The organism is Microbacterium thalli, assembly GCF_028737325.1.
GTDB classification, from domain to species: domain Bacteria; phylum Actinomycetota; class Actinomycetes; order Actinomycetales; family Microbacteriaceae; genus Microbacterium; species Microbacterium thalli.
Genome location: NZ_JAQZCH010000001.1, coordinates 170,019 through 186,211, shown reverse-complemented (window position 1 = coordinate 186,211; position 16,193 = coordinate 170,019). Strand labels below are relative to the sequence as shown.

Annotated in this window: 16 protein-coding genes; 9 read left to right on the top strand and 7 right to left on the bottom strand. The window is 66.3% G+C overall.

From position 1 onward, the window contains the following. Positions 1–10: 10 nt before the first annotated feature. From PUW82_RS01000 to PUW82_RS00985, 4 genes are read right to left on the bottom strand one after another with little or no spacing between them, the layout of a single operon-like run. Positions 11–553 carry a hypothetical protein gene (locus PUW82_RS01000; protein WP_274220497.1) on the bottom strand — a complete coding sequence of 181 codons (543 nt, stop codon included), beginning with the start codon at positions 551–553 and terminating at the stop codon, positions 11–13. Continuing rightward, complete coding sequence (locus tag PUW82_RS00995; RefSeq protein ID WP_274220496.1) at positions 550–1,230, bottom strand: hypothetical protein; 681 nt, start codon at positions 1,228–1,230, stop codon at positions 550–552. Before PUW82_RS00995 ends, PUW82_RS01000 begins: the two co-directional genes overlap by 4 nt. 10 nt (positions 1,231–1,240) lie before the next feature. Further along, complete coding sequence (locus tag PUW82_RS00990; RefSeq protein ID WP_274220495.1) at positions 1,241–2,383, bottom strand: FAD-dependent oxidoreductase; 1,143 nt, start codon at positions 2,381–2,383, stop codon at positions 1,241–1,243. An 18-nt stretch (positions 2,384–2,401) separates the two neighbouring features. Then, a complete protein-coding gene (locus tag PUW82_RS00985; RefSeq protein ID WP_274220494.1) occupies positions 2,402–3,919 on the bottom strand; it encodes an MFS transporter in 1,518 nt (505 codons plus the stop codon). A gap of 136 nt (positions 3,920–4,055) precedes the next feature. Between PUW82_RS00985 and PUW82_RS00980 the strand changes: the two genes are divergently transcribed. Continuing rightward, on the top strand, positions 4,056–4,640 hold the full coding sequence (locus PUW82_RS00980) for a TetR/AcrR family transcriptional regulator (RefSeq protein WP_274220493.1): 585 nt from the start codon (positions 4,056–4,058) through the stop codon (positions 4,638–4,640). Positions 4,641–4,872: 232 nt separating this feature from the next. Here PUW82_RS00980 and PUW82_RS00975 read toward each other — a convergent pair whose 3' ends face one another. From PUW82_RS00975 to PUW82_RS00965, 3 genes are all read right to left on the bottom strand, one after another. Beyond that, a complete protein-coding gene (locus tag PUW82_RS00975) occupies positions 4,873–6,336 on the bottom strand; it encodes a glycoside hydrolase family 1 protein (RefSeq protein ID WP_274220492.1) in 1,464 nt (487 codons plus the stop codon). Continuing rightward, entirely contained in the window at positions 6,333–8,219 is a 1,887-nt protein-coding gene (locus PUW82_RS00970) for a beta-glucoside-specific PTS transporter subunit IIABC (RefSeq protein WP_274220491.1), read from the bottom strand. Before PUW82_RS00970 ends, PUW82_RS00975 begins: the two co-directional genes overlap by 4 nt. A 67-nt stretch (positions 8,220–8,286) precedes the next feature. Further along, positions 8,287–9,111: a PRD domain-containing protein gene (locus tag PUW82_RS00965; protein WP_274220490.1), complete on the bottom strand. Its 825-nt coding sequence runs from the start codon at positions 9,109–9,111 to the stop codon at positions 8,287–8,289. 463 nt (positions 9,112–9,574) lie between these two features. Between PUW82_RS00965 and PUW82_RS00960 the strand changes: the two genes are divergently transcribed. The 8 genes from PUW82_RS00960 (at position 9,575) to resB (ending at position 16,095) form a co-directional block, all read left to right on the top strand. Continuing rightward, the gene (locus PUW82_RS00960) at positions 9,575–10,018 is read left to right on the top strand and encodes a MerR family transcriptional regulator (protein ID WP_274220489.1); all 444 of its coding nucleotides are present in this window, start codon (positions 9,575–9,577) and stop codon (positions 10,016–10,018) included. Then, positions 9,979–11,004 (top strand): arsenic resistance protein, encoded by a 1,026-nt coding sequence (locus PUW82_RS00955; RefSeq protein ID WP_274224799.1) that lies wholly within the window; start codon positions 9,979–9,981, stop codon positions 11,002–11,004. Before PUW82_RS00960 ends, PUW82_RS00955 begins: the two co-directional genes overlap by 40 nt. Before the next feature lie 240 nt (positions 11,005–11,244). Further along, entirely contained in the window at positions 11,245–11,529 is a 285-nt protein-coding gene (locus PUW82_RS00950) for a hypothetical protein (RefSeq protein ID WP_210006396.1), read from the top strand. A 270-nt stretch (positions 11,530–11,799) separates the two neighbouring features. Next, positions 11,800–12,252 (top strand): hypothetical protein, encoded by a 453-nt coding sequence (locus PUW82_RS00945; protein ID WP_210006395.1) that lies wholly within the window; start codon positions 11,800–11,802, stop codon positions 12,250–12,252. An 89-nt stretch (positions 12,253–12,341) separates the two neighbouring features. Next, positions 12,342–13,004 (top strand): DsbA family protein, encoded by a 663-nt coding sequence (locus PUW82_RS00940; RefSeq protein WP_274220487.1) that lies wholly within the window; start codon positions 12,342–12,344, stop codon positions 13,002–13,004. 58 nt (positions 13,005–13,062) lie between these two features. After that, a complete protein-coding gene (locus tag PUW82_RS00935) occupies positions 13,063–13,665 on the top strand; it encodes a TlpA family protein disulfide reductase (RefSeq protein ID WP_274220486.1) in 603 nt (200 codons plus the stop codon). Continuing rightward, entirely contained in the window at positions 13,662–14,426 is a 765-nt protein-coding gene (locus PUW82_RS00930; RefSeq protein ID WP_210006392.1) for a cytochrome c biogenesis CcdA family protein, read from the top strand. Before PUW82_RS00935 ends, PUW82_RS00930 begins: the two co-directional genes overlap by 4 nt. Next, positions 14,407–16,095 carry a cytochrome c biogenesis protein ResB gene (gene resB / locus PUW82_RS00925; protein WP_210006391.1) on the top strand — a complete coding sequence of 563 codons (1,689 nt, stop codon included), beginning with the start codon at positions 14,407–14,409 and terminating at the stop codon, positions 16,093–16,095. Before PUW82_RS00930 ends, resB begins: the two co-directional genes overlap by 20 nt. Positions 16,096–16,193 lie beyond the last annotated feature (98 nt).

The window sequence follows — 16,193 nt, the reverse complement described above, 5'->3', positions numbered from 1 at the left end:
GGTGCGGGGGTCAGATGAAGTCAGCGGTCATCGCCTGGGCGATGGTCTGATCGGTGAGGTCCTCGAATCGGACGACTGCTTCGTTGGCGAGCAGGCCGCGGCGGTTTGCGTGTTCGCTGAGGCGGCGGTTGAGGAGGTCCTGGTCGAACCGGTCCGGTAGTTCGATGCCGTTCATCGAGAAATCGATGCCGCGGTCGGCGGCGGCCCGGGCTTGGAAGCGGTAGAGGAGGCTGCTGATTCCCGCCCGGATCTCCGCTCGCTCTGACCGGTCGGTGGTGGTGCTCAGTCCGATGAGCATGCCGTTAGAAGCAGCTGCGAGGTGAGGTAGAACGGCTTCGAACGCTTCCCGATTGTGCGCGTCCTGCGCCCACCAGGTGTCCCATTCCATTCCCGCGGTGAACCGGGCGACGATGATGAACGACGTCACCGGGAGGTGTGCGTCGAGCGCGGTGAGGTCTCCGATGGTGACGGCATTGCCGCCTCGCCGGAGGGCGTCGGCGGTGCGGGGGAGCTCCTCGGCGGCGTCGCCGGTGATCACAATGTGACGGTTCATCGGAGCTCCTCGAGGTCGAATTGCGCGAAGTCGCGGGCGAGGGCGCCGTCGTCCATGGGTATGAGCGCGCCGGTGATGCGACGACTGATGGGAGAGCTCAGCACCGAGATCATGGTGGCTGCGTCGGGGTCGACGTCGCCGGCGCCCACGAGGATGCTGTTGACTCGTGCCCCCGGTCGTGCGCGCTTGATGGTCGTCGACATGATGCGTTGCAGCCAGCGGGAGGCGACAGGCAGTTCAGTGTCGTCGTTGAGCTGATAAACGAGCAGCAGTGACCTCTCCTCGGAGGGGGCGGCTCCGAGGAGCACGTCACTGGCTGAGCGCATCACGCTCTTTGCTTCGGATCGGAATCGCCACCATCTGATCGGTCCGCGGGAGGCAAGTGCGCTGATGGCGTCTACATGCAGGATGATCGAGGTCGCAGGGCGGCCGCGTGCGGTGAGGAAGTTGTTGATTCGGGCGACGGTGAATTCGTTTACGTCGTCTTCGGTTGCCACCCAGTGACTAGCGGTGTCGCCGTGCTGGGTAAGGTCCGTGGTCGACGAGCTGGTTGTGGTCGCGTAGGTCCATGCCCCCTCCGATGACAGTGCGCGCAGGATCGCGCGGTCGAGTTCATCGCCGGGGCCGAGCAGGAGAACGGTCGAGTCGGCGAGCTGTAGGTCCATACCGGAAATCACATTCCTCGGGTCAGCCCTGAGGGCGGGGTCGACTGGTGTAGGTACGGCGGGGAACATCGGCCCGGCGAACGCTGAGGGCGGCGCCCAGCAGCGACCGGTCGGCAGCGAGACGCTGGCCGATTCCGCGGGCGGTCGCCCGCTCGAGCAGACCCGCCGTGAGCAGCTGCGCCGATCGCACGAAGGGACGCAGTCGCGCCCGGTAGCGTGTGGCCGCGCCGGAGATGTCGTGCGGGCTCCGTCGCAGCTCCTGCGTGAGAATTGCCGCCCCCACCAGCCCACCGTGCGCGCCAGCCCCGGAGAGCGGGTCGATGCAGTGCGCCGCGTCCCCGAGCAGCACGACGTTGCGTGCGTGCCACCGGGGTGCGCGCACCTGAGCGAACCGTGTCACGCGGACATCGTCTGGGGACGCGTTTCGCACGTGCTCTACGAAGGGAGCGAGGGTGGGTCCGGCGCCCGCGAGTAGCTGCGCAGCGCGCGGCAGAAGTTCACTACTGTCGTGGCGGCCGGGACCGAGGTTGAAGGAGGTCAGCACGAGCATCTCGTCCCGGTCGGGGTAGGGGAATACCTGCGCTGCCAGCCCGCCACTCAGGAGGATCGCGGCCTTCTCGGTGCCGTCGATCCGGCCGGGAACATCCACCCACACGTTCTGACGCCCGTTCTCGTACATGTAGGACCGGTCCACTTCCAGGGTGAGTTTGCGGACGGTGGAGTTCAGGCCGTCGGCGCCGATGATGAGGTCGAAGTTCTCGCTGCTGCCGTCGGCGAAGTGGGCGGTGACGCTGTCGAGGGTGTGCTCGATGCCGGTGAGCTTGCGACCGAAGTGCATCGGAACCGTCTCTGCCGCGTAACGAGAGATCGCGCCGACGAGGTCGCCGCGGCGGGCGAGGCGGTACCCGTCGAGCTGCAACGTGGTGAGGACCTTTTCGCCTCGCAGGACGGTGACTTTCGAGGACGGTGCGCTCAGCTCGTCAACGACGTCCTGCGCTCCGATCTGGTGCATCATCTGCACCGCAGTGCGGTCGAACTGCAGCAGATAGCCGCCGCTGTAGGGAGCGTCGACGGCGTCCACAACACGGACGTCGTGACCGTCGTGGGCGAGCATGTGCGCTGCCCCGCTGCCGGCGATACCGGCTCCAACAATGAGAATCTTCATAAGTCTGTTGCTCCGATGTCAGTGGTCAACGGTGGCTTGTCCCTTGTGGGACGGAATTGCAATCCAGGCGATGACGGCGGCGATGGCGAGCAAGATCGCGGCGATCACCGAGGTCCACTGCATCCCGACCGTGAAAGCGTGCTGTGCCTGCTCGATCGCGGCCAGTACCGCGGGGTTTGTGGTGTCCAGCTGTGACACAGCGGTGGCGAGGGACTCATTCACGCTGCTATCGATACCCGGATCGGCGATCGCGGGCAGGTTCCACCGGTACAGGGCGAGCTGAACCGAGCCGAGCACGGCGATCCCCAGCGCTGCGCCGAGCTCGTAGGCGGTCTCGGCGATCGAAGAGGCGGCACCGGCACGCTCCCGGGGCGCAGCGCTGACGACCGCGTCGGTGGTGAGGGTCATCGCCAGGCCCGCGCCGAACCCGACGATCGCGAAGCCGATGACAATGCCGACGAGGCCCGACATGCCTTCGGCGAGGGCGAGGACGGCAAGTCCCAGCGCGCCGAAGCCGAGCCCGACGCTGATGGCGCGTCCGCGGCCGAGCTTGCCGAGCATGAATCCCGCGAACGCGATGACAACGATCGATGCGATCGTCGCCGACAGCTCCGTCAGACCCGCTTGCAGGGGGCCGAGGCCGCGCACGAGCTGGAGGTACTGGGAGAAGAAGAACAGCAGCCCCACGAACGCGAAGATCGACACGGTGTTGGCCATCACCGCGCCGCTGAACGCCGGGGACCGGAACAGGGAGATGTCGATCAGCGGCCGGGTGAGGCGGCGCTGACGGCGCAGGAACAGCCATCCCGCCAGCAGCCCGAGAACGACCGCGACCGGGACGGTCCAGTCGAGGCCCTTCGCGAAGACGTGCTTGATGGCGTACACGATCGACACGATCGCGATAAACGACAGCAGCGCCGAAACGAGGTCGATTCGTGCGCCGTTCGGGTCTTTCGACTCCGGCAGCAGGATCAGACCGCCGATCAGGACGAGCACCATGATCGGGACGTTGATGAGGAACACGCTCCCCCAGTGGAAGTGCTCCAACAGCGCCCCGCCGACGATCGGGCCCACCGCGGCACCGGCAGTCGCACCAGCTGCCCACACCGCGATCGCGCGGGTGCGAAGCGCCGGGTCGGAGAAGATGTTGCGCACGATCGCGAGGGTGGAGGGCATGATCGTCGCTCCGCTGATACCGAGGATCGCGCGAGCGATGATCAGCATCTCCGGGGTCGGAGCGAACGCCGCCAGGACCGACGACAACCCGAAACCGACGGCGCCCATCAGCAGCAACCGCTTCCGTCCGATCCGGTCCGCCAGGTTCCCCATTGTCGCCAGCAGGCCAGCCAAGGCGAACGAGTAGATGTCACCGATCCACAACAGCTGCGTCGCGGTCGGATTCAGATCGGCCGTGAGCGCCGGAACCGCCAACGCGAGGACGGTCCCGTCGATCGCCAGCAACAGCACGGCAAGGGTGAGGATGCCGAGCGCGGCCCAGCTGCGCGCCGTCACCGGCTGAGAAGTCGTCGAAGTCACAACGCCACTGTACCGACTATTTGGTCGGTTAAACGACGTGGGTAGACTGCTTACAGGGATTCGACAGGTTCAGCCTGAACTGCCAGCCCGTCAGGCACGATTGTCGACGGGGATGCCCGACAGAACGGAGTTCGCCGTGACAGAAGCAGTCAGCGCAGAGGAGCGACCCACCCGGAACGCCGAACGCACCCGCGCAGCCGTGCTCGCGGCCGCGACTGAGGCGATGAGCGAACGAGGCACCGGGGTGTCGCTTGACCACATCGCCAAGAGTGCCGGCGTCTCCAAGAGTGGGCTACTGCACCACTTCCCCAACCGTGAGGCTCTCCTCGTCGCGCTCGTCGACGACGCGCAGCAGCAGCTCCGTGAGAACGTGATGAACCACCTCGACCTTTCCGAGAACACCCCGGGGAAGCTTTTGCGCGCATACGTTCGGGCCATGACCTCCGGCTCCGAAGCCACCGTTCAGTACTTCACCGCCGCCCCGACCTGGGCCGGGGTCTACCAGATCCCGCGGGTCGCCGAGATCGCCGCAGCGGACACCCAGTGGTGGAACGAGCACCTCGCCGCAGACGGCCTCGACCCAGCCCGCATCATGATCATCCGACGCGCCGCCGAAGGCCTCGCCGCAGCCGCCGCATACGGAGACGAAACACCCGAAGCAGTCGCACAAGCTCGCGACATCCTCCTCCACCTCGCCAACGGCGGCGAGCTCGGCGCGTGACCAACCACGTATCCGTTCAGCTCGCGCCACGCCGCTCATCCCCACCGTTGTGAACGCCAGACGGCCCCGACACCGCGCAGCTCCGCGAGGTGATCCCGCACGCGAATCGGTCACACCCAGGACGAACCTTCGACCGCTATTGAAGAGCATCAGTGGTTTCCCGAAGCAACCGACGAGACGTTGACGCTGAACGGCCGCCGCGGGTTGCGTGCGGCCGTTCAGGCTAGTCGGCTCAGTCGATAACGAGCTGCGCTCCGTTGTTCGCGATCAGCTCGCGGTACCAGTGGAAGCTCGCTTTCGGGGTGCGCGCGCCCGTGCCCTGACCGTGGTCATCGAGATCGACGTGGATCACGCCGTAGCGCTTCGTCATCTGCGAGGTCGACGCGCTGACGATGTCGATGCCACCCCAGCAGGTATATCCCATGAGCTCGACGCCGTCGGCCACGGCTTCGGCAACCTGCGTCAGGTGCTTCTGCATGTAGTCGATGCGGTAGTCGTCACGAATCGAGCCGTCGGCCTCGACCGTGTCGCTAGCGCCCAGTCCGTTCTCGACGATGAACAGCGGCACCTGGTAGCGCGTCCACAGGTCAGTGAGCGCGATCCGGATGCCGACCGGGTCGAGGTGCCAGCCCCACTCGCTGGTTGGGAGGTGCGGGTTCTTGATCGTCGAGAACAGGTTTCCGCCCGTCGCGCCGTACTTCAACGGATCGACCGCGGACACGAGCGTCATGTAATAACTGAACGACAAGAAGTCGACCGTGCCGGCGGCGAGGATCTGCTCATCGCCCGGAGCCATCCGCACCTCGATGCCGCTGTCACGCCAGAAACGCCGCACGATGCCCGGGTATGCTCCGCGCACCTGAACATCCGTGTGCGACAGGTTCAAGTCGTTGTCGTGCTGTGCCTGCTGGACATCGCGCGGGTCGGACGATGCCGGGTAATGCAACATCCGCGCGAGCATGCAGCCCACCTGCGCGTCGGGGTCGATCTCATGCACGAGGGTCGTCGCGAGCGCGCTGGCGACGTACTGGTGGTGCAGAGCTTGGTGCGCCCGCTGCGTTCGGTCGCCCACGCCGCTGTTGACTACCCCGCCCCCGGTGTACGGCTCGATCGTCGTCGTGTTGATCTCGTTGAATGTCAGCCAGTACTTCACGAGGCCCCGGTAGCGGGTGATGATCGTGCGGGCGTACCGCTCGAAGTGGGTGACGACCTCACGACCCGCCCACCCGTCGTACTCGGTGACCAGATGCAGCGGCATCTCGTAGTGCGACATCGTCACGACCGGTTCGATGCCGCGCTCGCGCAGCCGGGTGAACAGACGCTCGTAGAATGCGAGTCCTGCTTCGTTGGGTTCGGTTTCGACGCCGGTCGGGAAGATGCGCGTCCACGCGATCGACATGCGCAGGGCGCGGATGCCGAGCTCAGCGAAAAGCTCGACGTCCTCCTCCCAGTGGGTGTAGTGCTGCGAACCGTTGCGCTTGGGATATCCCGCGATACCGGGGGTCTCGACCGCTCTGGCGATGCGTTCGGGCGATGGACTCATCGCCTCGTGCAGGTCGACGTAATCAAGGTCCTTGCCGAACGGGACGACGTCGGCCTGCGACAGTCCTTTGCCGTCGGCGTCGTACGAGCCCTCAGCCTGGTTCGCGGCGAACGCGACGCCCCACAAGAAGCCGTCAGGGAACACGGTGCTCATCGGGCGGCCTCCTCGGTGATTGCCTGCATCGTGAACAGCGGCGAGGCCAGCGACGTCATTCCCGTACGGGTCGCTCGCAGCTCGCGGCCGGCGGCCTCGGTGATGACAACGATCACGGAGGTGTCCTTGGTCTTGCCGACCTCATCGAAGTCGACGGTGAGCACGTGCTGCCCGGCGACGACCCGGTCGCCCTGGGCGATGTGGGCCGTGAACCCGCGACCCTCGAGCGCGACGGTGTCGATGCCGACGTGGACCAGCACTTCGACGCCGGCGTCGGTGCGGACACCGAATGCGTGGTGCGTCGGGAATAAGGCCACGACCGTGCCCGAGACGGGCGCCACGATGTCGGATGCCGTAGGCCGCACCGCGACACCTTGGCCCATCACGCCGTCCGCGAAGACCCGGTCGGGAACCGTCGATAGGGGAACGATCTCGCCGGCGGCGGGTGAGACGACCTCGACAGCCTCGCCCGCGTCCGCTGCCTGATCGGTCGTGGTCGAGGACGCGTCGGCCTGCTCGGGAGCGACGCTCGCCGACGCGGCGTAGGCCGACTCGTCGAAGCCGAGGACGAGGGTCAGAACCGTCGCAAGCACGAACGCCACGACGATGCCCACGAGCGCCCACCCAAAGGTCTCGCCGACGAGCCCAGGCAGTCCGGGGATGCCGCCGTTTCCTGCCAGTACATAGGCGTTGACACCGAATCCGAGGCTGATTGCGCCGCCCGCTGCGCTGCCGAGCATCGTCGCAATGAGGGGGCGGCGCAGCGGCACGACGAGGCCGTAGAGCGCGGGCTCAGTGACGCCCATCAGGCCGGTGAATGCGGTCGAGAAGGCGAGCGACTTCAGGGTCTTCGACTTCGCGCGGATCGCCACACCAAGGGCGGCGCCAGACGTTGCAAACGTCTGCACGTAGGTGAGCGGCAGGAACTTGTCGGCACCGGTCTGCGCCAGGTTGGTGAGAATGAAGGGCACCAGCGCATAGTGCATACCAGTCATGATGATCAGCGGCAGCAGCGCGCCGATCACGACGCCCGCAAGCGGACCGCCGTTTTCGAGCGCCCAGTTGATGCCACCCGAGATACCGCTGCCAACGAAAGAGCCGAGAGGGCCGAGCAGCAGCAGAGTGATCGGCACGACGACGACGAGCGTGATCAGAGGTACGACCATCATGCGGACGACGCGGGGGATGATGCGATTCAGTCCTCGCTCAACCCACGACATGAGGCAGATCGCCAGCAGGCTGGGGATGACCGTGTACGAGTAGGTCGTGGGGGTAACTGGCAGGCCGAGGAAGTCGACCGGGTCGCCCGAGGCGAGCGCCGTGACCAAGGCCGGATAGATGAGCACGCCAGCGATGGCAACGGCGACGTACTGGTTGGCGCCGAGCTTGCGCGCGGCCGTCATCGCCACGAGCACCGGCAACAGGAAGAACACGGCGTCACCGATCGCGCTGAGCACCAAGTAGGTGTTCGACCCCGGATCGATCCACCCCGCGAACGAGAGCAGCGCGAGGATTCCCTTGAGCAGACCCGCTCCCGCGATCGCCGGCAACAGCGGGGCGAACACGCCGCCGATGAAATCGAAGAAGCGCTGCGAGAGCTTCTGCTTCGGGCCAGCCGCGGCCGTCTCGGAACCCAGGCGCGGCTCGGCCTTCGCAAGCGCCGCGAACACGTCGGGCACCTTATCGCCGATGATCACCTGGTACTGGCCACCGGTGTCGTTGACCCCGACGACGGTGGGCACGGCGGTAAGGGCCGCGACGTGCGCTTTCGTGTTGTCGCGCAGCGTGAAACGCAAGCGCGTGATGCAGTGATAGGCCGACACGATGTTGTCGGCACCGCCCACGCCGTCGATGATGGCGCGGGCATCCTTGTCGTAGGACATGGTGCGTTCTTTCTCGGGTGAGTGACGGCTGACGCGGGGGTCCCTGAGCGCGCCGGGGGCAATCGGATCAGACGAACCGACTGACGTGCATCGCGATGTAGACCTTCTCGGTCGAGGTCATCGCGTGGTTGTGGGCATCTCGGACGTAAACCTCGATGCGGTCGATCGCGGCGAACACGTGCGGCAGCTGGCGCCGCAGCAAGGCCATCAGCTCGTCATCGTCGCGATCGATGACGGTACCGGCGAGCACCCGCTGCGCGAAGTAGCGGACGTGCGTCGCGAATCGGGAGTAGGCGGGGTCATCGTCGGCGTAGACGATGCCGAAGTGCAGTCGCACGATATCGAGCACGTCTTGAGTAAACGTCGTGAGTGCCGCGGCCGAACCGTCGCCGCCGCCCACCTCGGCGGTGATGAGGTGCAGGGCGATATTCGCAGCCTCGGCGACCGGCATCGTCACCCCTGTGGCCTCCTGCACCAGAGCGAGCGCGTCTGTGGCGACGGCATACTCCTTGGGATAGAACCGCCTCACGTCCGCTTCGAGAGCCGAGGCGAGATCGATGTTCTCGCGCACACGGTGTACGGCGAAAGACAGGTGGTCGGCGAGAGCGGCGTACACGGAGTCGCTGAGCTTCTCAGTCAGACGGCCACGGGCGAGAGTGACTACTTCGTCGGTGACGGCAAGGATCTCGGCGGGCACATCGGCCGCGACCTGAGCCAGACGCGACCCCTGCGAGCTGTCATCGAGCCGGAAGACCTTCTCGATAGCGGCGGGGTCGATGCTGTCGCCGGGCTCGGCGCGGAAGCCGATGCCGCGGCCGAGCACGATGACTTCGCGCATAGCGTCATCAAGCGCATCGACGACGCTGTTGTTGAGAACGCGGCGAACAATCATGGGGCAATACCTTTGCAACGGGTGTATCCGTCAGCTCCGACGGATCGGTATTGCCCAGGTGTCCGGTAACAAGCCGAGACGAGTGTACGCTCCCGGCCGTTCGGAGCGCAAAGCCTGCCTGACCGTCAGCGCTGCCATCCGAGTCCGTGAGCGTCGGAGTCGAACTCCGTACCCACCGAGTGGGATGAGCGACGCGCGCCGATCGCGAATCCACACGGCGACGGTCTCACCGCGGATGTCCTTCAGAATCAAGTATCGGCCGACATTTGTCACGGGCCATCTATGTAACGGTCACACATCCCGCCGGAAACGATCGTTTGCGGCACGGGGTCGATGTTCCTGGAATCGACCTCCCGAAACATAGGGCCGTCTCGTAACCCTCTTTCGGGAGGATCGGTTTCGGGGCACAGTTTCGGTCCTGGCTTTGACCTTCGACTCAACTCGAAGGTTTAGTGTCAGGCGCGTGCGTATCTCTGAGCTGTCCCGTCGCTCCGGCGTGCCGGCGACCGCCCTTCGGTTCTACGAGTCGGTGGGCCTCATCGTGGCCGCGCGCGCGGCGAACGGATACCGCGACTATAACGAGAGCGCCGTCGACCGGCTGACTTTCTTGCATGGGGCGAAACAGCTCGACCTGTCGCTGCCCGAGATCGTCGAGTTGCTCGACGTGGTGGAGGCGGAGAGTTGCACTCAGGTTCGCGAGACCTTGCGGCCGAAGCTGGATGAGCGTCTGCGTGACGTCGACGAGCGGTTGGCGGTTCTGATGAAGCTTCGAGAGCGGCTGGTGGAGGCGACGGCCCGGGTAACGGCTTGTCCCGACAGCGGCGATCGCTGCCGGACAGAATGTGTGCTCGCGCGACCGGGCGCCTCATGTGTCACGGACCCGCTGACAGGCGGAGGGGACCGGTGAGGCTCGGCCCACTCGTCGAGTGGTGGGATCGCCGGCAGATCGCGCTCTACGTCGTTGCGATCGGGGTCGGTACGGCCCTCGGACTGGCGGCGCCCCAGGTCGCGCCCGCTTTGGAGCATTCCATCGAGCCGGTGCTGATGTTGCTGCTGTTCGCGACGTTCCTCGGTATCCCGCTCATCGAGGTCGGGCGGGCGCTTCGAGATATCCGCTTCCTTGGGACGGTCTTGGTCGCCAACTTCATCGTCGTGCCTGTGCTCGCGTGGGGGTTATCTCGATTCGTTGCGGATGACCAGGGGCTGCTGCTGGGGGTGTTGTTTGTTCTGCTGACGCCGTGCATCGACTACGTGATCGTGTTCACTGGGTTGGCCGGCGGAGCTCGCGCACGTCTGCTGGCCGCCGCGCCACTGCTGATGCTTGTCCAGATCGCTCTCCTGCCGGTGTTCTTGTTCTTGTTCGCCGGGGGCGATGTGCTCGCCGTGATCGACGTAGTGCCGTTCGTCGAGGCATTCCTGCTGCTGATCGTCCTCCCCTTCGCGGCCGCAGCGGTTGTGCAGGCGGTCGCACGACGACACCGCGTCGGGCGCGCGTTAGAACAGGTGATGGCGGGGGCGATGGTCCCGCTGATGATGGCGACGCTGGCCGTGGTCGTCGGATCGCAGATCGCCGCGGTCGGCTCCCAGGCGCTGACGCTGCTGCGAGTGGTGCCGCTCTACATAGCATTCGTCGTAGTCGCTGTCGCGGCAGGCCTCCTCACTGCTCGATTCGCGCAGCTCGACGTTCCCCCCACTCGTGCCGTGATGTTCTCGGCGGCCACCCGGAACTCCCTTGTCGTGCTGCCACTCGCGCTAGCCCTGCCTGCCTCGTTGAGCATCGCGCCGCTTGCCGTCGTCACTCAGACGTTGGTGGAACTCGTCGCGATGGTCGTGCTCGTACGCTTGGTGCCCCGCATTGCTCGGCAGAGCGCTCCTACAGTGACGACCGACTGACCAGTACCGGCCCGGACGGCTCGATCAGTCTTGGAGAGCGGCCTGGATTGCCGCTTCTAGGTCGAACGCTGTACGCCGGGTGCGAGGTTAATACCCGTCCTGTTGCGATTAATACCCTAGGGGGGCGTAGTATGAGACGCCAACCAAGCGCTCACCAGCACCGACGGGGGTGTCTCTTGGCGGCCCACCGGGGCACCCGTCTACGCCATGTCGCTCGCTGTCGACGCAGCGGGACGAGTGATGGCATCCACCTCGGAAGGTATGCTGGTCAGCACCGACGGGGCCGCCACATTCCGCGCGTGGCCGGATGCTCCCCTCCTTGCCGGGCTCAGCGCCTCCCCGGATCACAATCGAGTGGTCGGTATCGGCACTCAGGGGAGAATCTGGGCCACAACCGCCGGGGCACAGAACTGGTTCGAAGTCGGAACGGTCCACGGTGCCGCGCAAGCGGTCGCCATCGCCAACAACGGCGACATCCTCGTCGTCGACGACAGCGGCCTCACCCTCATCCCCAGGGAGCAGTAGCGCACAGCCTGGCGCGGCAGACGATGCACTCGGCCACGGGGCGGGGGGCCTGCACGGCTTCGACATGCAGGCCCTCCTCGCCTTAGGTCGGACGTACTTGCCGATTGCCACCGCGGCTGCCGCCGACGATCACGGACACCGCCACGCACCGGATCCGGCGGGCGAGTCGAGGCTGACTGTAACGGTCAAGGCTCCCGCTCCCTTTGCCCGTTCGCCAGCATCGACGTTGCGGCTCTGAGCGGCTTAGGTCTGCACGGTAGGCTGTGAGGAATGGTTTCTTCGGCCCGGATTCAGCGTCCTGTGACGCTGAGTGAGCGCTGGTTGATAATGAGGCTCATTACCAGCGTTGGTCTGGCGCTGCTGCTGATGATCGGTCTGACGGCGACTGCCCATACGGAGTCGGAAGGATCGCCGCCTATCCCGCTGGTGGTATCCGGGCTGATGGACCCGCATGTAGAACCGGTGGCCGACGCCCCTGTAGAGCACGAGGAAGTCGCCAGCGGCGCACGGTCGGGGTCGGACGCGCTGGCCGGTGCGGCGTTGTGCGTATTCGGTGTTCTGTGTGGCCTCATGTTTATGGTGGCGTTGCGGAGGCTATGGCGTCGACGGATGCCGCTCGTTCTCACTGAGGTGTCGCGGGGGCCTGCGCTGCTTCTTATGCCGGCCCTGCGCACGAATCCGGTCGTGTTGTCGTTGACGCAGCTGGGTCTTTCTCGAACCTGACATTCGGCACGCCGCCCCGTGGGGTGGTGTTTCGTCCCGGGCTGCGTGCCCGGGATCGTCCCTGTGCCGTGTCTTGGTTTGGAGTATCCGTGAAAACCCCTCTGAAAGCGACCCTCATCACCGCTGCCGTCGTAGCCGTGCTGGTTGTGGCCGCGTTGATCTATGTCCTTATCGACCGCAGTCAAACCCCTGCCTCTGGGGACGGATCCTCGCCGCCGGAAGTCCTGCGAGAGAGTTCGCATGTTCTCGATGACGGAGGTGAGGGTGCCGTCACCGTGGTGGAGTTCTTGGACTTCGAGTGTGAGGCGTGTGGCTCTTTCTACCCGATCGTGGAGGATCTGCGGGAGCAGTTCGCTGGGGAGATCACGTACGTCGTCCGGTACTTCCCGCTGCCAGGCCATTTCAACTCGAAGAACGCGGCCCTGGCCGCCGAGGCGGCGGCGCAGCAGGGCCGGTTCGAGGACATGTACCACCGGCTGTTCGAGACACAGGAACAGTGGGGCGAGGCACAAGAGTCACACGCCGCGCTGTTCCGCGACTACGCCGCCGAACTCGGACTGGACATGGCCGCCTACGATGCGGCCGTCTCCGACCCGGCAACGGAGGAGCGCGTGCGATCCGACTTCGAGGAGGGCCGTGCTCTCGGGGTGAGCAGCACTCCGACTTTCTTCGTGGACGGTGAGATCGCCGAGCTGCAGGAATGGGATGACCTCGAAAGCGCCATTCAGGCCGCGGTGAACGGTGGCCGGTGATGTGGACGGGGTCGTCGGTTGTGTTCCAGGTGGCCGCACTGACCAAGGTCGAGCGGCCATGAACCTCCGTGGTCTGATCGCTGCCGTCTTGGCCCTGCTGGTCGTCGGTGTGCTCGCTGGGTGCGTGTCCAGCGATTCGCTCGCGCAGCAGTACCGGGACGGGAACGAGAAGGGCTATATCGCCGGCGACTTCCGGGTCGTTGAGATCCCCGAAGCTGATCGTGGGGAGCCGGTGGTGTTCGAGGGCGTCACCGAGACCGGGGAGACGGTGTCCAGCGACGACTACCGGGGCGGGGTGCTGGTGGTGAACTTCTGGTACGCCGCGTGCGGGCCGTGCATCGTCGAGGCGCCTCTGCTTGAGGAGGTGTGGCAGGAGTACCAGGAGCAGGGTGTCGCGTTCCTCGGGGTAAACACTTACGACCAGCCCGCGACCGCATTGTCCTTCGCCCGCGACAACAACGTCACCTACCCAAGCGTGATCGACGTGAACGACGGCAAAGTGAAGCTCGCCTTCGCGCAGGTCACTCCGATCCAGGCCACCCCCACCACTCTGGTCATCGACCGGGAGGGACGGGTCGCTGCGCGAATTATCGGGCAGTTGGCCAGCGCCTCGATCTTGTCCACCTTGATATCCGACACCCTCGCCGAGGACAGCCCATGAACCCGGGAGCGGTCATCGTCGACGGCGCCCTGTGGGTCGCGATCCCCATCGCGATCCTCGCCGGGCTGGTCTCGTTCCTGTCCCCGTGTGTGCTGCCGCTGGTGCCCGGCTACCTCGGCTACCTCGGCAGTACCGCCACAACCACAGCCCCTACTGTCAAAGGCGGGCGCACCGCCACTGCGGAGCGCGCCCGCCTGTTGCTGGGCGTGACGCTATTCATCGCCGGGTTCACGGTCGTCTTCGTCGCCGTCACGATACTGGGGGGCACCTTCGGATACCTGCTGCTGCAGTACGCAGGCATCCTCACCCGGGTGTTCGGGGTCGTCATCGTCGCCCTGGGGCTGGTGTTCCTCGGCTTTTTCGGGATCGCGCAGCGCAGCCTTCGCCCCCGCGCGCAGGGTCGTGCGGGGTTGATCGGGGCGCCGCTTCTCGGGTTCGCGCTCGGCGTCGGCTGGACGCCGTGCATTGGCCCGACGCTCGCGGCGATCATCTCGATGTCGTGGAACCTCGGCGACCCCGCCCGCGCAGGCCTGCTCGGTCTGGCGTATTCGCTGGGCCTGGGCATCCCGTTCCTGATCCTCGCGGCTGGGTGGGGGTGGGCATCCCGATCGGTGGCGCTCCTGCGGAAACACATTCGCGCGCTGAACATCATCGGCGGGGCCATGCTCATCGTCCTCGGCCTACTGATGGTAAGCGGACTGTGGACGGCGCTGATGTCGCAGCTGCAGCAGGTGGTGATCAATGTCCCCCTCCCGCTCTGACACCGGCACCGAGGTCACGGCCGACCCGCCGCGCCCCGGCGACCACGCCGACAGCGACTCCGCGACCGATATCGCCCAGCCGGCGCTGGGCATTGCGGGGTGGTTGCGGTGGGCGTGGCGGCAGCTGACCAGTATGCGCACTGCGCTGGTGCTGCTGCTGTTCCTCGCGATTGCCGCGGTGCCCGGGTCGCTGTTCCCGCAGCGCAGCGCTGACCCCAACGGGGTCATCCAGTGGGAGCGGGACAACCCCGACGTGTTTCCCCTCGCGGATGCGGTCGGCCTGTTCGACGTGTATCTGTCGCCGTGGTTCTCCGCGATCTATCTGCTGCTGTTCACTTCCCTGATCGGCTGCGTGATCCCGCGCGCCAAGCATCACTACAAGGCGCTGCGTTCTCGCCCGCCGCGCACTCCGGCGCGGCTGTCGCGGCTCTCGGAGTTCCGGGAACTGACTCTGCCGAGAGAGGGAGGGCAGACCGACCCGGCCGCGCACGCGATCGACGTTGCCGCAGAGCAGCTGCGGAAGGCCGGATACCGGGTGGAGCGCTACGACGCTCGCGGCGCCGCGTCGGTGTCGGCCGAGCGCGGCTACCTGCGCGAGACCGGCAACCTGATCTTCCACGTCGCCCTCGTCGGCGTGCTGGTCTCCGTGGCGATCGGCGGGTCGTTCGCATATACCGGGCAGCGGGTGGTGGTGGAGGGCACCACGTTTGTGAACGCGCTCAGCGACTACTCCTCGTTCAACCCCGGCCGGTTCGTCGACGGCACCGGGCTTGCGCCCTACTCGCTCACCCTCGATGACTTCCAGGTCTCTTACCGGCTGCCCGGCACCCCTGGCGCAGGCCAGGCAGGCGACTTCTCCGCCGACGTCACCATTCGCCAGCCCGGGCAGGATGACCGGGCGCAGAGCGTGATCGTGAACTATCCGATCACCGTCGAAGGCGACCGGATCTACCTGCTCGGAAACGGCTACGCCCCCACCCTCACGATCCGCGACGCCGCAGGCGAGGTCGTGTACAGCGAATCGCAGCCGTTCCTGCCGCAGGACTCCAACATGACCTCGCTGGGGATCATCAAGGTCCCGGACGGGCTGCCTGAGCAGGTCGGACTGATCGGGTTCTTCTACCCCACCCAGGGGGTGTTGCCCTCCGGCGCGTTCACCTCCGTCTACCCGGACGTGGTCAACCCGGTGATCACCCTCAACGTGTTCAGCGGGGATCTCGGCATCGACGACGGCACCCCGAGGTCGGTGTACACGCTCGAGGTCGACGGGCTTACCCAGCACACTGGTGGCGACACCGCCGCCGACTCCCTTGAGCTCACCCCCGGCGCCACTGTTGATCTGCCGAACGGGTGGGGCACCATCACCTGGGAGGAAGTCACGGCGGAGGAGCCGGTGAAGCGGTTCGCGTCGCTGCAGATCCAACGCGACCCCAGCAGCGGCTGGGTGCTCGCGTTCTCCGTGCTCGCCACCCTCGGCCTGTTCGCCGGCCTGTTCGTGCCCCGCCGCCGGCTCTGGGCGAAAGCCCGCACCACCCCGGACGGCGTGCACGTCGAATACGCCGGCCTCGCCCGAGGCGAAGACCCGGCGCTGGCACGCGCCGTCGACGAGCTCGCGACCCGCCACGCGCGCGCCCTCCACGTAGATCAGCCGAAGAAGAACGAGCCGTGACGACCGTGTGGATCCCGGACTCGCCGCCGACTCCGGGCGGGTTCCTCACGCCGGCCGTTGCTCCGCTGCTGCGTGCCACCCCGCACCACGGCCCAAGT

Bases quoted from the DNA above. Each gene is read 5' to 3' on its own strand.
- PUW82_RS00965 (WP_274220490.1), bottom strand. From the start codon at position 9,111: ATGATTGTTCGCCGCGTTCTCAACAACAGCGTCGTCGATGCGCTTGAT.
- PUW82_RS00970 (WP_274220491.1), bottom strand. From the start codon at position 8,219: ATGTCCTACGACAAGGATGCCCGCGCCATCATCGACGGCGTGGGCGGT.
- PUW82_RS00930 (WP_210006392.1), top strand. From the start codon at position 13,662: ATGAACCCGGGAGCGGTCATCGTCGACGGCGCCCTGTGGGTCGCGATC.
- PUW82_RS00955 (WP_274224799.1), top strand. From the start codon at position 9,979: ATGTGTCACGGACCCGCTGACAGGCGGAGGGGACCGGTGAGGCTCGGC.
- PUW82_RS01000 (WP_274220497.1), bottom strand. From the start codon at position 553: ATGAACCGTCACATTGTGATCACCGGCGACGCCGCCGAGGAGCTCCCC.
- PUW82_RS00975 (WP_274220492.1), bottom strand. From the start codon at position 6,336: ATGAGCACCGTGTTCCCTGACGGCTTCTTGTGGGGCGTCGCGTTCGCC.
- PUW82_RS00990 (WP_274220495.1), bottom strand. From the start codon at position 2,383: ATGAAGATTCTCATTGTTGGAGCCGGTATCGCCGGCAGCGGGGCAGCG.
- PUW82_RS00945 (WP_210006395.1), top strand. From the start codon at position 11,800: ATGGTTTCTTCGGCCCGGATTCAGCGTCCTGTGACGCTGAGTGAGCGC.
- PUW82_RS00950 (WP_210006396.1), top strand. From the start codon at position 11,245: ATGGCATCCACCTCGGAAGGTATGCTGGTCAGCACCGACGGGGCCGCC.
- PUW82_RS00935 (WP_274220486.1), top strand. From the start codon at position 13,063: ATGAACCTCCGTGGTCTGATCGCTGCCGTCTTGGCCCTGCTGGTCGTC.
- resB (WP_210006391.1), top strand. From the start codon at position 14,407: ATGTCCCCCTCCCGCTCTGACACCGGCACCGAGGTCACGGCCGACCCG.